Genomic DNA, 15,639 nt, shown 5'->3' on the forward strand with positions numbered 1-15,639 from the left:
GCATGGTCCTTTCTCTAAGCAATTTTAGTTTTACTTAGGGTAGCCTAACCTGCCTGGGGCGCTGGCACCACTTCAAGCCCTAGAGCCGCTTTTTGCGGTTTCCAGGCCCGCGAGCCTAGGGCCGGAAGGCAGGGAAGGTAATGTGCGCCCAGGGCCCGTACAGGAATTTGCGCAACGCACAAGGGCAAGGGACAGGGAAGGTAATGTGCGCCCAGGGCCCGTACAGGAATTTGCGCAACGCACAAGGGCAAGGGGCAGGGAAGGTAATGTGCGCCCCGGGCGCGGACGGGCATTTGCGCGAAGCGCAAGGGCGAGGGCGCACATTACCTTCCCCATGTCAGTCACAGCAGAGGGCGCCACCTAGATGAGGTGGCGCCCTCTGTCAGATTTGTTCAGCCGGTTTTATTCGGCCTTTTCGCGTAACGCTGCGGCGCGTCCGGCCTCTAGGCGAGCAACCGGGACGCGGAATGGGGAGCAGGACACGTAGGCCATTTCCATTTCGTCGAAGAAACGGACTGACTCGGGGTCGCCGCCGTGCTCGCCGCAAACGCCGAGTTTAATGTCAGCCTTCGTGGAACGGGCATTTTCTGCGCCGATTTCGACCATGCGGCCTACCCCGCGCCGGTCGATGGTTTCGAAGGGAGATACCCCTAGGATGCCTTTTTCTAGGTATTCGGGGAAGAACACGCCCTCGACGTCGTCACGGCTGAAGCCCCAGGTGGTTTGCGTCAGATCGTTGGTGCCGAAGCTGAAGAAGTCTGCTTCTTCGGCTAGTGCTTCGGCGGTGAGTGCCGCGCGCGGCAGCTCGATCATGGCGCCAATCGGTATGTTCAGCTCGACGCCGCATTCTTGCTCGATGGAGGCGATGATCTTTTCGGCTTCTTCGCGTACGTAACGTAGTTCGTTTACGGAGCCGACCAGCGGCACCATGATTTCGGGACATGGATCTTTGCCAGCCTTCTTGAGCCGGGCCGCCGCCCCCACGAGGGCGCGAATTTGCAGTTCGAAGAGGCCGTCGAAGTAGAGGCCCAAGCGGACGCCGCGCAGGCCCAGCATGGGGTTGGCTTCGTGCATGCGGCGTACCGCGGTGAGCATCTTTTTGTCTTCTTCGCACTCCTCACCTTTTGCTTCGGCTACCGCAACCTTTACTTCGAGGTCGACTAGGTCGGGTAGGAATTCGTGTAGCGGCGGGTCGATTAGGCGTACTGTCATGGGGAGCCCGTCCATTATGGGGAGCATTTTTTCGAAGTCGCCGGTTTGTAGTTTTTCGAGTTCGTCCAGGGCTTCTTGGCGCTCGTTCGAATCTGGTTCGGAGAGGATGGCTCGCTCGATCAGTTTGCGTCGTTTACCTAGGAACATGTGCTCGGTGCGGCATAGCCCGATGCCCTGGGCGCCGAAGTCTACGCTGCGCTGGGCGTCTTCTGGGGTGTCGGCGTTGGCTCGCACGTCGAGGGCGCGCCTGGAATCGGCGTGTTCCATTAGCCTGGCCACGGCGTGCACCAGGTCTTCGTCTTCCTTCTGGCCCTTGCAGGCTTCGAGGCCCGCCTCGAGCCCGTGGGTTAGGTAGGTGGTTACTGGCGAATCTTCGACTGCGACTTCGCCCTCGAATACTTCGCCTGTAGTGCCGTCGATTGCGATGATGTCGCCGGAGTGGAACACTTTGTCGCCAATGCGAAGTTCGCGCGCGGTGGCGTCGATGCGCAGGGCTTCGGCACCGCAAACGCAGGTTTTGCCCATGCCGCGGGCTACCACGGCGGCGTGGGAGGTTTTACCTCCGCGGGCGGTGAGCACGCCCTCGGCTGCCACCATTCCCGGCAGGTCGTCGGGGTTGGTTTCGCGCCGTACTAGGATCGCCTTTTTCCCTTGGCTGGCGTAGGCTTCTGCCTGGTCGTTGTCGAAGACTACCCCGCCTACGGCTGCCCCTGGCGAGGCGGCCATGCCTTTGGCGATCATGGTGCGTTCGGCGGAGGCGTCGAATTGCGGGAACATCAGCTGGGTCAGCTGGGCTCCGCTGACGCGTTCTAGAGCCTCGTCTTTAGTGATCAACTTTTCGTCTACCAGCTGGGTGGCGATGCGGAAGGCGGCTGCGGCGGTGCGCTTGCCTACGCGGGTTTGCAGCATCCACAGCTTGCCGCGTTCGATGGTGAATTCGATGTCGCACATGTCCTTGTAGTGGGTTTCTAGGGTGCGCATGATTCCCAGCAGTTCGTCGTAGGACTTTTTGTCTTGGGTTTCGAGGTCGGAGAGCGGGTGGGTGTTGCGAATGCCGGCTACTACGTCCTCGCCTTGGGCATTCATTAGGTAGTCGCCGTATACGCCGGAGTGGCCTGAGGAGGGGTCGCGGGTGAAGCAGACGCCGGTCCCGGAGGTCTCCCCCATGTTGCCGAATACCATCGTGCAAATGTTGACGGCCGTTCCAAGCGAGTGGGGGATCCGTTCGCGGCGGCGGTAGATGCGGGCGCGCTCGGTGTTCCAGGAGCGGAACACCGCCTCGATGCATTGGTCTACCTGCTCGCGGGGGTCCTGGGGGAAGGGGTGGCCGGTTTGTTCTTTGACGATGGTTTTAAATTGTTCGGTGAGTTCTTTTAGATCGTCGGTGGTTAGGTCCATGTCGAGTTTGACGCCGCGCTTTTCTTTCATTTCTTCTAGCGCATCCGAGAACAGTTCGCCGTCGAGGTCGAGCACGGTTTTGCCGAACATTTGCACTAGGCGCCGGTAGGAATCCCAGGCGAAGTGGGCGTCGCCTGCAATGTTGGCTAGCCCTTCTACCGATTTGTCGTTGAGGCCCACGTCTAGGACGGTCTCCATCATGCCGGGCATCGAGAATTTTGCCCCTGAACGCACCGAGACGAGTAGTGGATCGGTGGCGTCGCCAAGTTTGCGGCCCAGTTTGTCTTCTACGGCGCGCAGGTAGCGGGTTACTTCAGTGCCTAGCGATTCGGGTACTTCGCCGTCTTTGAGGTAGGCACGGCACGCATCGGTAGTAATGGTGAATCCCGGGGGGACGGGAAGTCCCAGTCGTGTCATTTCCGCCAGGTTAGCACCTTTGCCACCTAGCAGGTCTTTCATGTCTTTGTCGCCTTCAGAGAAGTCGTAGACGTATTTGACCATCGTTAATTGGCCTCCATTGGTTCAATTTTGATGAAAAATGCTGTTCGCTTCTTCCTGGTAGATTCTAGCAACTTTGGGACGTAGGACACTCTTTTCGAAATATTTGTTTATAACTCGCAAAATTAGAGGGATCGCTCTCTACATTCTCGGTGATGTAGGTCCCACCCAAGTTTTTTACCGCCCGGTAGGAACTAGGCGCAAGAAAGTGGTGGAACCTGCACGTTAGGTCACGTTTTAATAACGGCGTATGATGTTGATATGTCGCAGAAGGCACCTCGCAGGCACTCGCCACAAAAGAGTATGCCCCCTGCCCCCTACAGCGGGATTCGCAGGGCGCGTTCACCTAGGCGCCCTGCCGCCTCGACACCGCAGCGCAACTCGTCCTCGAAAGTGACCGCCAGGCGAAGCACCTCTAAAACTAGTAGACACTCTCGCCCTCATTTTCCCCACCTGCTACCTGCGGCTTGTGCCCTAGCTCTGGTGTGCGGCGCAGCGTTAGCATGGGCTGCAGGCGAGCGCCCTTCTTCTTCCCCGAAGGCTGCCTCGATAAATCCGCCCACCACTATTTCTAAGTCCGTCCCCCGCCTGGGCGAGGGCGCCCCCAAGCTGAGCCTGTCCGTCGCCTCCCAGCTTTCAGGCAACACCGTTCCCACCGGCTGGAACGGCACCGCCATCCCCGCTTCTGGAACCGGCAACCACCCCCCGGTGGCGGGCACCTTGGAAGGGCCGGCGGGCGCGCAGAAGTTCACTTTTAGCGTCGAGGTGGAACAGGGCCTGCCGATTGACAAGAAGGTGGCCGCCGATTCCATTTATCAGATTTTGAACGACCCTCGCGGCTGGGGCGAGGGCGGCAAACGGTCTTTCACGCGCACCGATGCCAACCCGCAGTTCCGCATCGTCTTAGGGTCACCAAAGCTCATCGATTCTCTGTGCGCTCCCCTAGATACCGACGGGGAATACAGTTGTAACAACGGCCCCTACGTCGCCCTTAACGCGAAGCGCTGGACATCCTCGGCGCAGCTCTGGCGCGACCACAAAAAGAGCGACGACGAGTATCGAATTTACCTAGTTTCACATGAGGTCGGTCACTTTTTGGGCAACGGACACGATTTTGAATGCCGCGACGACGGGCTGGCTAAGGTCATGATGCAACAGACCGGAGGGATGGCTGCCAACTGCCAGCCCAACGGCTGGATCAACCCCAACGCCAAGTAATTCCCTTAGGTCCGCCTAGCCTAATCCGGCTCCAGATTTGCTGTTCTCCCCACTCGCATTTAGGGAAGTTTTTCCTACAACACCACATTTTCGCATTGTTGCATTCACGATTTCATTACGCCTATCATCAAATTTAGATAGCGTTGCCTAACCTTAATGGCGCGCAACTTTTCCTACCACTAAGAGGTGAAGTCCCGTGACCCCTACACGGTCCCTAAAGGCGAGTTCTCGCCCTCTTCTGCTACTACTTTTTATAGCTCTACTGATCTTTTCGCTCACTCCGAACGCATTAGCCGACGAGGGCGGAAAATGGGGTGCCGTAGCAGAGCGCATCAACACTAACCTCGACCAGGCTCAAAAGGCTTTCGAAAGTGGCAACGTTGAAAAGGCCAAGGAGCACGTGAAGGAGGCCCGCTACGGCCAGTTCGTGCGCACCGGCTTTGAGACCGAGGTAAACGCAAAGGTTTCGGGTGGGGATGCCTCCCACGCCGACATGGAGTTCGGGGCTCTAGGGCAGGCGCTCAACAAGGGCGACAAGGCCAAGGTCGCCAAGATTATCGACGGACTCAAATCGCATATTAAAGACAATGCCACCGCACTCGACGGCGGCACCGTAAAGGCCAAGGACCTGCGCGTTTCCGACGGCAAGTGGGGGCAGGTAGCGCAAACCATGAACGGCATTTTGGACAAAGCTGTTCAAGAATCCAAAAAGGGCAACGCCGAAGCCGCCAAGGACAAGGTCAACGAGGCCTACTACGGCCACTACGAAACCACCGGCTTTGAAAAGATGACGGGCGCGCGCGTGAACGGGGCGCGAGTCTCGTCCATCGAATTGGAATTCTCGCTAATCAAAAAGGCAATCTCCGAGAAGAAGACCGACGAGGTTTCCCAGCGCATCGACCAGCTAAAGCCACAGTTGATCGAGGATGCCAACAAACTCGACGGCTTCGACGGCTCCGGCAAGTCCACCGGCGGTTCCACCTCAATCTTTTAGGTTCCTTCCTGGTGATTTTGCGTGAGGGCATGGAAGCCATCTTGGTGGTTGCTGCGGTAATCGCCTACCTGGTCAAGGCTGGGCACCAGAACAAGACCAAGTATGTTTGGCTGGGCGCGGGCGTGGCGCTACTCATTTCTATTGGGTTGGCAGCGGCGTTCTCAGAACTTGCCTCCCTAGCTGGCAAGAATCAGGAGCTCCTTGAGGGCCTCACCGCAATCGTTGCGGTAGCAATGTTGATCTGGGTGTCAAACTGGATGCTCGGCAAATCCAACCAGAAGGCCTGGGACAAGTTCATCAAGGATAAGACGGACACTTCCCTAACCCGCGGCTCGCTGGTTTCGCTGGCGTTTGTCGCATTCTTGGCAGTGCTCCGCGAGGGCGCAGAAACCATTCTGTTCTACCAGCCCGTTATCGCTATGGCCGGCGACGACATGCACCTGGTGTGGATCGGCCTCGCCGTGGGCGTGGTGTGCCTAGTAATCATTTACGCCCTCATTCGAATCTTCAGTGTGCGCATCCCGTTGCGCCCCTTCTTTATTGTGACCTCCATCTTCCTAGCGATCATGGCGTTCACCTTCACCGGCTCGGGCATCAAGGAACTGCAGGAGGCCGATGCACTTCCGGCTACTCCGCTTGATGGCTGGCCCACCGTAGACCTCTTGGGGATCTACCCCAGAGTCGAGAACCTTGCAGCGCAAGCTCTAGTTCTCGTGATCATTGGCGGTCTGTTCGCGTATGCCTATCTGAAACAGCGGTCTACGCGCGCCCTCGATGAAACCAAATAGTTACCGTCTCACAACTATGGAGATATAAATGAAAACCTCTCTGAAGCGCCTGACTGCGCTGGTGGCGGGGCTTGCCCTGGCGGGCTCCATGACCGCTTGCTCGGCAGGTCACGACAAGGGTGCCGATTCCGCAAAGGATACCTCTACCTCGCAGAAGGCCGACGACAAGTCGGACGAAGGTAAGGATGACGGCGGCGACGCAGGCTTCAAGGAAGAACCTATTGGTGAGGACGTCTACCAGGGTCCGATCAAGATTTCGGCTGTGTACTTCCAGCCGGTCGAGATGGAACCCAAGATGGGCGTTTCCGCAGCTGAAGCTTCCATGCACCTCGAAGCTGACATCGCCGCAGTCAAAGACAACAAGCTGGGTTACGGCGCCGGCGACTTCATTCCTGGCCTAACCGTCAAGTACGAAATCCTAGGCAAGGATGGCAACAAGGTCCAAGACGGCACCTTCATGCCGATGAACGCCTCCGACGGCCCCCACTACGGGCTGAACCTGCCCAAGCTGGAAGCCGGCGACTACACTCTGCGGGTAACCGTGGAATCGCCCGAAAAGAACGGCTGGATGCTGCACACCGACAAGGAAACTGGCGTTCCTGGCAGGTTCTGGACCAAGCCGATCGTGGCTGAGTTCAAGAACTGGCACTGGGATCCGTCCAGCTCCCCGTGGTGGTAAATCGATCTGAGTAGAAGGAGACACAGTGCTCGCACAGTTAGTTCAAGTAGTTGCTTCGCTGCTACTAGTAGCCCTAACCCTAGGAGCACTGTCCCCTGCTCTGTCACTTGCTGGTGGTGGGGACCCGGCCCGTCCGGGTTCCCACCCCGTCTTGTGGGCAACTGTTGTGGGAGCGTTGGCGGGCCTCGCAATGATCATCGTCCACTTGTATTCGATTGTTCGTTTTGACCGCCAACATTTAACTCTTACTACCCTCGAGCCGACCATCGCCCTGGGCGTTGCAACACTGGTGTTGTTGTGGCTCGGCGGGCTAAAAACTTTGCGGGCCCTTCCGCTTTCCCCCACCGACCGACCCGTGGGACGCACCCTGGCCGTGGCGGCGCGCCTTTGCGGAGCCGGCTGGATTGCACTCACGGTGTTCCGCGCCAGCCAACAGGTGTACATGCAGGCACGCACGTTAGTGCCCGTAGGGGCAACCTTCTTTTCCACCCCCACCTTCTTGAACCTGTTGGGCTACGTGTTTGCCCTCGCGTTCGTACTGGTGGCGGGCTTAGCGGTAGCTAAAATGTGCCGCATCCGCCCAACCTACGCCCTCCCCTTAGCCACCGCGCTCATGCTATTGGTAAGCGCCTCCCACGTCTTCTTACTGCTACGCCTGCTGTACGCAATCCGCGCCATCTACCTGGTGCCCGCGGGCGTTTCCGTTCTGACCTTCCTGGTGAACAACGAACCACTTTTGACCTTCGGTGGAATAATTATTGTTTTCAGTGCCGCCCTGCTGCTTTTGTTCCGAGGGCGAAGCCTGAAGGTTGCGGGCCCCAACCCGGCCGCAAAACGACTTGTAAAAGCGCGGGCGAGGGGTATGCGCCGCACCGGCAGGGTCGGCCTCGTCTGTGTCTTCCTTTCTGTGGCCGTACTTACGGTTGGCTCGCACTTTGCAAACGGCGAGATTCAGCTTTCCCCACCCGAAGAATTCCAAAACGCGGGTAACAATGTGGCGATTTCGCTCAGCCAAATTAACGACGGGCACCTGCACCGCTTCGAATATCCCACTAAGGACGGTACAAAGGTCCGCTTCATCGTCATCAAGAAGGCCGGCAGTGCCTATGGCGTGGGGCTGGATGCCTGCGACATTTGCGGGGCTTCCGGCTACTACGAAAAGGATGGGCACGTTATTTGTAAGCTCTGCGAGGTCGCCATGAACATCGCGACCATCGGTTTCAAGGGCGGGTGCAACCCCATCCCACTGGAGTATTCAGTTTCCGGCGGGAAACTGACCGTACCGAAGGCTGCCCTCGAGAATTCGGCCAAGATTTTCAAGTAAGGCGGAGTTATGTTTTTGCGAATGATAAGAGGGGCCCTGTTCCGCCAGCGCGGACGAAGGCTCATGATTATGGCCACCGTGGCGCTCGGCGCTTCAGTGGCAACGGCAATGCTGTCTGTAATGTTTGGCGTTGGCGACAAGGTGTCGCAGGAACTTAAAGCCTACGGGGCCAATATTGTGGTGCGGCCTAAAGGAGCCGCGGTTATCCAAGACCTGTACAACTTCAAACAGGAACAAAAGCAACAATCCTATTTACAAGAATCGTCGCTAGGCCACATCAAAACCATCTTCTGGACGTACAACATTTTAGACTTCGCGCCCCTGCTAGATGCGGACGCACAGGTGCAAGGCAAGAACGTTAGGGTCGTGGGTACCTGGTTCAACAAACATATGGATCTGCCCTCTGGCGAAAAGTTTGACACCGGCCTGCAGCATCTGCGCGGCTGGTGGAAACTGAGCGGTTCCTGGCCCAAATCCGGCGACAACGCCGGCGCAATCGTGGGTGCCAAGGTGGCTGCGGCCGAGGGCATTAAAGTTGGCGATTTTCTAACCGTCACCAAAGATGGGCACACAGCCAAAGTCCAAACTCGTGCAATAGTAAAGACCGGCGGCGAAGAAGACCAACAGGTCTACACCGATATTTCGGTTGCCCAAGGCTTGCTGCAAAAACCCGGGGCTGTGGGACAGGTGGAAGTTTCCGCCCTCACCACCCCCGACAACGAGTTGGCGAAGAAGGCGGCAAAGGACCCCAAGTCCCTTTCCATTTCCGAAAAGGAAACCTGGTACTGCACCGCCTACGTGTCCTCTATCGCCTACCAGATTGAAGAAGCAATCCCCGATTCGGTTGCCCGCCCGGTGCGAGCGGTAGCCCAATCCGAGGGCATCATTTTGGAAAAGACCCAGCTGCTCATGGTGCTTGTAACCATTCTTTCCATGGCGGGTTCTGCCCTCGCGATCGCCAACTTGGTAACCGCAAACGTAATGGAGCGGGCCCGCGAGATTGGTCTGCTCAAAGCATTAGGCGCACGCGACCGGGCCGTAGTTGGCCTCCTGCTCACCGAGATCGTACTCATAGGCCTTATAGGCGGAGTTGGCGGCTACGTTGCCGGCATCGGACTGGCCCAACTGATCGGCCATCTGGTGTTCGGATCTGCAATCACAGTAATCCCGGCGGTGGCCGGAATCGTTGCCGCGCTGGTGCTGCTAGTAGTTGTGGGCGGGTCCATTCCGGCAATGCGTTTCCTCTTGAAGCTACGCCCCACAGAAGTGCTCCACGGAAGGTAAATCGTGAATAAACGGACAATGTTCCTGCGCATGGTTATGGCCTCTATTTTGCGCCGGCGCTCGCGCGTGCTGGTAGCTATGGCGGCTGTAGCGATTGGGGCCACTACGCTTTCTGCACTAGCCACTATTGCGGTGGATGTGCCGCGGCAGATGGCCCGCGAAATGCGCTCTTACGGCGCCAACATGGTGGTTTTGCCCAACGGCGAGGGGAAGACTTTGGATACCAAGGTAGTGCCCGAAGTCTCGAAGCAAATCCCCTCCGGTTCCCTAGTGGGGGCCGTCGGCTACGAATACCAGCCCATAACGATCAACGATCTGCCCTACGTTTCCGTGGGCGCGGACCTGGCGGCAGTGCGCAAGCTCTCTCCCTTCTGGTATGTGGACGGGGCCTGGCCAAAACGCGAGGGGTCAGTGCTGCTGGGAAAGCAGATCGCCAACGCCACCGACGCGAAAGTTGGCTCGCAGATTGAGCTGACCCGGCTGGTTGAGAAGCAGAATTCGGCCTCGCCCGTGCAAAAGGACGGCCAAATTGATTATTCGCAATCTGCCCCCGGAGCGGGAGCCAAGACCCAAAAGCTGACGGTAAAAGTTGCCGGCATTGTAGAAACGGGCGGCCCCGAGGACGGTTTCGTCTACATGTTCCCGCCCGACATGCAAAAGCTCACCGGCCACCCCTTCGCCCTGACCGTGGCCGAATTCTCGGTGGCTGCCTCCTCAGACACGTTGCAGTCTTTGGCCAACTCGATTTCGAAGAACGATTCCTACACCGCCACCCCGGTGGCGCGCCTGGCCCATTCAGACGCCTCGGTGCTAGATATGCTGCGTTCACTGATGGCCATCATCACGGTTATTGTCTTGGCGCTCATCATGATCGGCGTCTCCACCACGATGATGGCCGTTGTTACCGAGCGTCGCAACGAAATCGGCCTACGGAAGGCTCTGGGAGCCGAAGACCGCTCGATCGTAACCGAATTCCTGGGCGAGGGCGTGGTCCTGGGCCTCGTGGGAGGCGTAGTTGGGGCCGGGCTCGGCTTTGGCCTGGCTCAGGTGATCTCGCTAAACGTTTTCCACCGCACCGTGGCCCTGCACTTTTCTGTAATAGCTGCAACTATTGTGGTAGCCGTCCTCGTGTCCACGCTGGCTAGCGCTATCCCAGTGCGCAGGGCAGTTGAAGTTGATCCCGCCCTAGTGCTGCGCGGAGAGTAAGGAGTAAAAGTGAGTGAGAATACCCTCTTGCAGTTGCAAGGCGTATCAAAGATTTACGGGGAGCTGCACGCCCTCGACAACGTGGATCTGCAGGTGCAGACCGGGGAGTGGCTTTCCATCGTGGGCCCGTCTGGGTCCGGCAAGACCACCATGATGAACATCATTGGGTGCATGGATACGGCCACTAAGGGGCAGGTGCATTTGGATGGCCACGACATTTCGAAGGCCACCAAACACGATCTGACTCAGCTGCGGCGCGAAACTATTGGTCTTATTTTTCAGCAGTTTCACCTGATCCCCCACCTGACTGCGCTCGAGAACGTGATGGTGGCCCAGTACTACCACTCCCTGCCTGACGAAAAGGAGGCTCTGGCAGCCTTGGACCGGGTGGGGCTGGCGGAGCGTGCCGGGCACTTGCCCTCGCAGCTTTCCGGTGGCGAGCAGCAGCGCGTATGCGTGGCCCGGGCGCTCATTAACTACCCGAAGCTGGTGCTTGCAGACGAGCCGACTGGCAACCTCGACGAGAAAAATGAACGGATCGTGCTGGATATTTTCAAGCAGTTGCATGCAGATGGCACCACTTTGATCGTGGTAACACACGACACTACGGTGGCCAGCCAGGGGATGCGCGAGATTCGCCTGGACCACGGCAGGGTTGTTGGCGAGAGCCACCACAAGATGGGCGAAGGTTTTGACCGCACGGGCATCGGTTCTATTTTGAAAGAGGCAAAATGAGCGCAACAGGCGCGACCAGGGCACTTCAGTTAGCAGCTTTAGGGGCAGTGGGGGCGGCAATTTTGAGTGCGTGCACTCCCCCGCAGTTGGTGGACATGTCTAAGCCTCTAAAGGATGGCACCTACGAGGGTGCTTCGAACCCCGATGAGCAGGGTGCTGTGGGTACCGTGCAAATTACGGTTTCCGGGGGCAAGATCACGGATGCTAAGTACCAGACCAAGACTTCTGACGGCCATGTCAAAGACAAGGATTACGGAAAGACCCGTGGGGGCGAAGTAGGTAATCAGGAATACTATGAGCGCGCTCAGGCGGTGGTGCGTTCCTACGACCAGTATGCCAAGAAGTTGACCCAGGTGGGCGACCCCACCAAGGTGGATGTTATTTCTGGAGCCACCGTAGCTCACTCGCAGTTCTTGCAGGCCGCCGTGCGCGCTATCTACAAGTCGCAGGGTGTAAAGGACACGGGTGCTGTCGACAGCATAGACGTGCCTTCGCTGAAGTTGGATGACAAAGACTACTAGGGCCACTCTTTCGGAGCGGTCGCGTTTCACGTTGCCCACCATGGGCACCGTGGCAACTATTACTACGCCCGTTCCGCTGCCTCAACGTCTCAAGGAGCGCATCGGCAGTGAGCTGGCAACCTTGGAGGGGCGGCTTTCGAAGTTTCTGCCCGGCTCTGACGTGTGGCAGCTAAACCAGGGCGGTTGGGTGTACGTTCACCCTTCTACAGGGGCGTTGCTGCTTGCTGCCCGCCAGTTTGCTTCTCTTTCCGAGGGCGCGTTCACCCCTCTGATCGGCGCTCTGGCGGACTTGTGGGACGTGAAGGCGTACCTGGCTTCCGTGGCGGCGGGGGTGGATCCCGTATTGCCGGAGCCAGAGCAGATTGCGAGCGCCCGGGCTGCCTGTAACCCTAACCTGTTGGAGCACGGCGGCGGGTTGAACTTCCGTCTTCGCTCGGGGGCCAAGATTGATTTTGGGGGCATCGGCAAGGGTTTTGCCGCCGACAGGATTCGCGATCTTTGCCAAAGGTGGGGGTTAGAGCAGGCACTGGTGGACATAGGTACCTCGTCTGTGGCCGCGTTGGGTGGGCCTTGGCGGGTGGGGGTGCGTGCGGGCACCGACACCATTTCTGAGGTGGTTGAGCTTGGCGATGGACAGTCGCTGTCTACCTCCGGCGACTATTTGCAGCGGCTGCCCGAGCTGGTTTCTGGGCAGGTGGTCCACCACATAATTGATCCGGCTACGGGGCGCCCTGCTTCCAGTGGCATTCGCCAGGTCAGCGTGGTTTGTGCAGATGGGGTAAGGGCGGAGGTCTGTTCTACTACCGCTTTGGTGGGCAAACGCCCTCGGGCGCTTTTCGAGGGCGTGCGGGTGGTCTCGGTCAGTCGCTAACTACAGCCACCGTGCGCCCAGCTATTGGCGCAAGCGCAAAGGGGCACTCGTATAGGCGTTTCAGTAGCTGTTCCGTCAATACTTGCTGTACCGGCCCAAAGGCGGCAACTTGCCCTTGCCGCAACCCCAACACTTTGCCCCCTAGCAGGAGGGCATGGTTGGGATCGTGTGTACTTAGAACAATCGTGTTGCCGAACTGGGCGTTTAGCGTGCGCAAACTCGTGAGCAGATGGTGGGCGTGGGCGGGGTCTAGGTGGGCGGCAGGCTCGTCTAACACGATCATTTCGGCATCTTGGGCGAGGGCGGCTGCCAGAGAACACAGTTGGCGTTCCCCACCCGAAATCTGGTTGTACCCTTTGCCTGCAAGGCTCGCTATCCCCATCGCCTGCAGGCATTCGTTGGCGATCTGCCGGTCTTTTGCCGAGGGCGAAGCGAAGTAGCCGAGCCTGCCTGTGCGGGCCATGGTTACTACCTCGAGCACAGAAAAATTGAAGGCGGGGCGCAGTTGCTGCGGCACGTAGGCCACTTTGCGGGCAATCTGCTTTGGGGTGAGCCCGGTGATGTTTTCCCCTTGCAGCAATACTTCTCCACTCGTTGGGGCCAGTGCCCCAACTAATATTTCTAACAGCGTGGATTTACCGATCCCGTTGGGCCCTAGCAGGGTCAGGATTTGCCCGGCTTCAAGGTGGAAAGAAATCTCGCGTAATACCTGCTGCGAGCCGTAGCTAAAGCACAGGTTCTTGACTTCTATCATTCGAAACTAACCCGCCCTCGTACAATCAAGAACAGGAATACGGGCACGCCCACTATGCCAGTTAGGACGCCAAGTGGGAGCTCCCCGCTAGTTAGGGTGCGGGCTAGCAGATCGATTCCAAGTAACATGGTTGCCCCCATCGATAGTGAGGCGCCAAAAACTTCGCGCATGTCGTTTCCAACAATCATGCGCGCGAAGTGGGGTATTACTACCCCAACCCAGCCTACGATGCCGGCCACCGAGATGACCACAGCGGCCAGGATTGAGGCGGCGAACAGGGCAATGCCACGTTCCCGGGATACGTTTATGCCTATTGAACGGGCAAACTTGTCGTCAAAACTGATGGCGTTCAGGCGCCACAGCAGGGCTGAAAGAACCACCGTAGCTCCCAGCAGGGCCGGCAGAATGGAGGCCAGCTGCGAGGTAGAGATGGAAGAGATAGAGCCCATCAGCCAAAAAACAATTTGCGGCAATTTTTCGTAAGGGTCGGCCACAAACTTCAAAAATGACACCAGCGAAGCAAAGAATGCGCCCACTAGCATGCCCGCCAGGATCAAAGTGACCGGGCCCGACCGGGACGCTTTAGCTAGCAGGAAGGTCAGGGCAACGGACACGACCGCCCATCCCACGGCACTTACTTGGACCAGCACAGAAGAAGCACCCAGCACAATGGCGAGGGCGGCACCGAAGCCAGCCCCGTTGGCCACTCCCAGCGTGTAGGGAGAAGATAGTGGGTTGTGGAAGATTGCCTGGTACACGGCCCCGGCTCCCGCGAGCGCTGCCCCTACCAGTGCGGCTGCCCCGATGCGGGGGAAGCGGACTACGTACAGTACGGTTGCCGTCTGCGGATCGGCTTTGCCAACGAGTGCAGCAAGTATTTGGGGGATTTCGATTGGGAATGCCCCGATAGCCGCCGAGACCAGGGCCAGGCTAACTGGTAGGGCAACGAATCCGCAGGCCGCGCCCAGGCGAGCGGCTTTACTCACTTACCTTGCCTTTGAACGGAACGCCGTAGAAGGTCTTGTAGAAGGCTTCGGCCCTCTTTTGCACGTAGCTTGCGCTTACTAGGTCAGGGTAGAACTTGTGGGCGAAGTAGGGTTCGCCCAGCGCCATCGAGTCGGTGTCGGGGTTTCCCCAGGGCTTCGTCCAGTAGGGGGCTTTGATTACGTTGCCGTTCTTTACGGCACGCATTTTCTGCCATTTCGGATCGGTTGTAACCTGTTCGTACACTTCCGGGTAGCGATCCTGCACCACCACGTAATCTGGGTCCCAGGCTAGGGCTTGTTCGAAGTTGTACTGTTTGTAGCCTTGAATGTCTTTCGCAGCCACGTTTACCGCGCCCGCGCGCACCAGTTGTGCCCCCACGTACTTGTCGTTGCCGTAGGTTTGGCCGCCCTCGTTGGCAACTAGCACGGTTTTGGGTGCAGTAACTTTCCCAACCTTACTTTCCACGTACTTGCGCGATTGGGTGGTAAATTCCCAGAGCTTGTTGGCGCGCTCTTGTTTGCCAGTCAGTTTGCCCAAGGTTTTTACCGACCATTCCAGGCCGTCGGTGTAGGCCTTGTCGGAGTTGGCCAGGCGCGGGTTTTGGGCTTCTTTTTGTTTGCCTTCGGCTCGCAGCGACACCGTGGCGTAGGGAATGTGTAGGCTCTCTAGCTTTTTCAGGTCGGCGGGATTGGCCTGGGAGGCCACTATGACAATGTCGGGTTTTAGAGCGGCCACGTTTTCGACGTTCATGGAGTCGAGCTGGCCGGGGGTGGCCAGTTTCTGAATGCCGGGAAAGACATCTTTCATGTATTCGCCCAGGTTGCGTTCCCATTTCTTTTCGATGCCCACCACCTGTTTTTGGGCGCCGAGTTGGGCGAGGATATCTACAGAGTGGTGCTGTAGAACCACCATGCGCTTCACGGGAACTTTTACTTTGACCTGGTGGTCAGCCTGGTCGGTGAAGCTGATTTCTTTACTTGGCTGCTGGCTTTGGGAGGCTGAGGCTGGCGGTTTGGCTTGGCTGTCGTTTGCCTCTTGGGCGCACCCTGCCAGCATTGGAAGCAGGGCTAGGGTCAATAAGCTGGCAGTTATTTTGCGAGGGCGCATATTCGCTTCTTCTTTCCTTTTTGTTCCGCAATTTCGACTAGAAAGCATTCACATTCAATCATA

14 protein-coding genes are annotated in these 15,639 nt (G+C 58.1%); 10 read left to right on the plus strand and 4 right to left on the minus strand.

What is annotated here, in order from left to right; all coding sequences use genetic code 11:
• Positions 1–402: 402 nt before the first annotated feature.
• A complete protein-coding gene (gene ppdK / locus G437_RS0104465; RefSeq protein WP_024331386.1) occupies positions 403–3,111 on the minus strand; it encodes a pyruvate, phosphate dikinase in 2,709 nt (902 codons plus the stop codon).
• Between the two features lie 258 nt (positions 3,112–3,369).
• Between ppdK and G437_RS10915 the strand changes: the two genes are divergently transcribed.
• The 10 genes from G437_RS10915 to G437_RS10920 all read left to right on the plus strand — a co-directional run bounded on the left by G437_RS10915 (position 3,370) and on the right by G437_RS10920 (position 12,728).
• Positions 3,370–4,326: a DUF3152 domain-containing protein gene (locus G437_RS10915; RefSeq protein WP_081638902.1), complete on the plus strand. Its 957-nt coding sequence runs from the start codon at positions 3,370–3,372 to the stop codon at positions 4,324–4,326.
• A gap of 196 nt (positions 4,327–4,522) precedes the next feature.
• Positions 4,523–5,320, plus strand: a complete 798-nt coding sequence (locus G437_RS11570) for a hypothetical protein (RefSeq protein WP_244263216.1) — start codon at positions 4,523–4,525, stop codon at positions 5,318–5,320.
• Positions 5,321–5,331: 11 nt separating this feature from the next.
• On the plus strand, positions 5,332–6,108 hold the full coding sequence (locus G437_RS11575; protein WP_244263217.1) for an FTR1 family iron permease: 777 nt from the start codon (positions 5,332–5,334) through the stop codon (positions 6,106–6,108).
• Between the two features lie 28 nt (positions 6,109–6,136).
• A complete protein-coding gene (locus G437_RS0104480) occupies positions 6,137–6,787 on the plus strand; it encodes an iron transporter (RefSeq protein WP_024331388.1) in 651 nt (216 codons plus the stop codon).
• 25 nt (positions 6,788–6,812) lie between these two features.
• Positions 6,813–8,111 (plus strand): Fe-S-containing protein, encoded by a 1,299-nt coding sequence (locus G437_RS0104485; protein ID WP_024331389.1) that lies wholly within the window; start codon positions 6,813–6,815, stop codon positions 8,109–8,111.
• 9 nt (positions 8,112–8,120) lie between these two features.
• A complete protein-coding gene (locus G437_RS0104490; protein ID WP_024331390.1) occupies positions 8,121–9,395 on the plus strand; it encodes an ABC transporter permease in 1,275 nt (424 codons plus the stop codon).
• A 3-nt stretch (positions 9,396–9,398) separates the two neighbouring features.
• Complete coding sequence (locus tag G437_RS0104495) at positions 9,399–10,601, plus strand: ABC transporter permease (RefSeq protein ID WP_024331391.1); 1,203 nt, start codon at positions 9,399–9,401, stop codon at positions 10,599–10,601.
• A 9-nt stretch (positions 10,602–10,610) separates the two neighbouring features.
• Positions 10,611–11,336, plus strand: coding sequence for an ABC transporter ATP-binding protein (locus tag G437_RS0104500; RefSeq protein WP_024331392.1), 726 nt, complete (start codon positions 10,611–10,613; stop codon positions 11,334–11,336).
• Positions 11,333–11,857, plus strand: coding sequence for an FMN-binding protein (locus G437_RS0104505; protein WP_024331393.1), 525 nt, complete (start codon positions 11,333–11,335; stop codon positions 11,855–11,857). The genes G437_RS0104500 and G437_RS0104505 overlap by 4 nt, the downstream gene beginning before the upstream one ends.
• Positions 11,841–12,728 carry an FAD:protein FMN transferase gene (locus G437_RS10920; protein WP_024331394.1) on the plus strand — a complete coding sequence of 296 codons (888 nt, stop codon included), beginning with the start codon at positions 11,841–11,843 and terminating at the stop codon, positions 12,726–12,728. The genes G437_RS0104505 and G437_RS10920 overlap by 17 nt, the downstream gene beginning before the upstream one ends.
• On the opposite strand, the gene G437_RS0104515 is transcribed toward G437_RS10920, so the two are convergent.
• Genes G437_RS0104515 through G437_RS0104525 form a run of 3 tightly spaced genes read right to left on the minus strand, consistent with a single transcriptional unit; the run spans position 12,718 to position 15,576 of the window.
• Positions 12,718–13,482: an ABC transporter ATP-binding protein gene (locus G437_RS0104515; RefSeq protein ID WP_024331395.1), complete on the minus strand. Its 765-nt coding sequence runs from the start codon at positions 13,480–13,482 to the stop codon at positions 12,718–12,720. The two genes, G437_RS10920 and G437_RS0104515, sit on opposite strands and share 11 nt — an antisense overlap.
• The gene (locus G437_RS0104520; protein WP_024331396.1) at positions 13,479–14,468 is read right to left on the minus strand and encodes a FecCD family ABC transporter permease; all 990 of its coding nucleotides are present in this window, start codon (positions 14,466–14,468) and stop codon (positions 13,479–13,481) included. The genes G437_RS0104515 and G437_RS0104520 overlap by 4 nt, the downstream gene beginning before the upstream one ends.
• Positions 14,461–15,576 (minus strand): ABC transporter substrate-binding protein, encoded by a 1,116-nt coding sequence (locus G437_RS0104525; RefSeq protein ID WP_024331397.1) that lies wholly within the window; start codon positions 15,574–15,576, stop codon positions 14,461–14,463. The genes G437_RS0104520 and G437_RS0104525 overlap by 8 nt, the downstream gene beginning before the upstream one ends.
• Positions 15,577–15,639 lie beyond the last annotated feature (63 nt).

The organism is Winkia neuii subsp. neuii DSM 8576 (assembly GCF_000420405.1).
GTDB lineage: Bacteria > Actinomycetota > Actinomycetes > Actinomycetales > Actinomycetaceae > Winkia > Winkia neuii.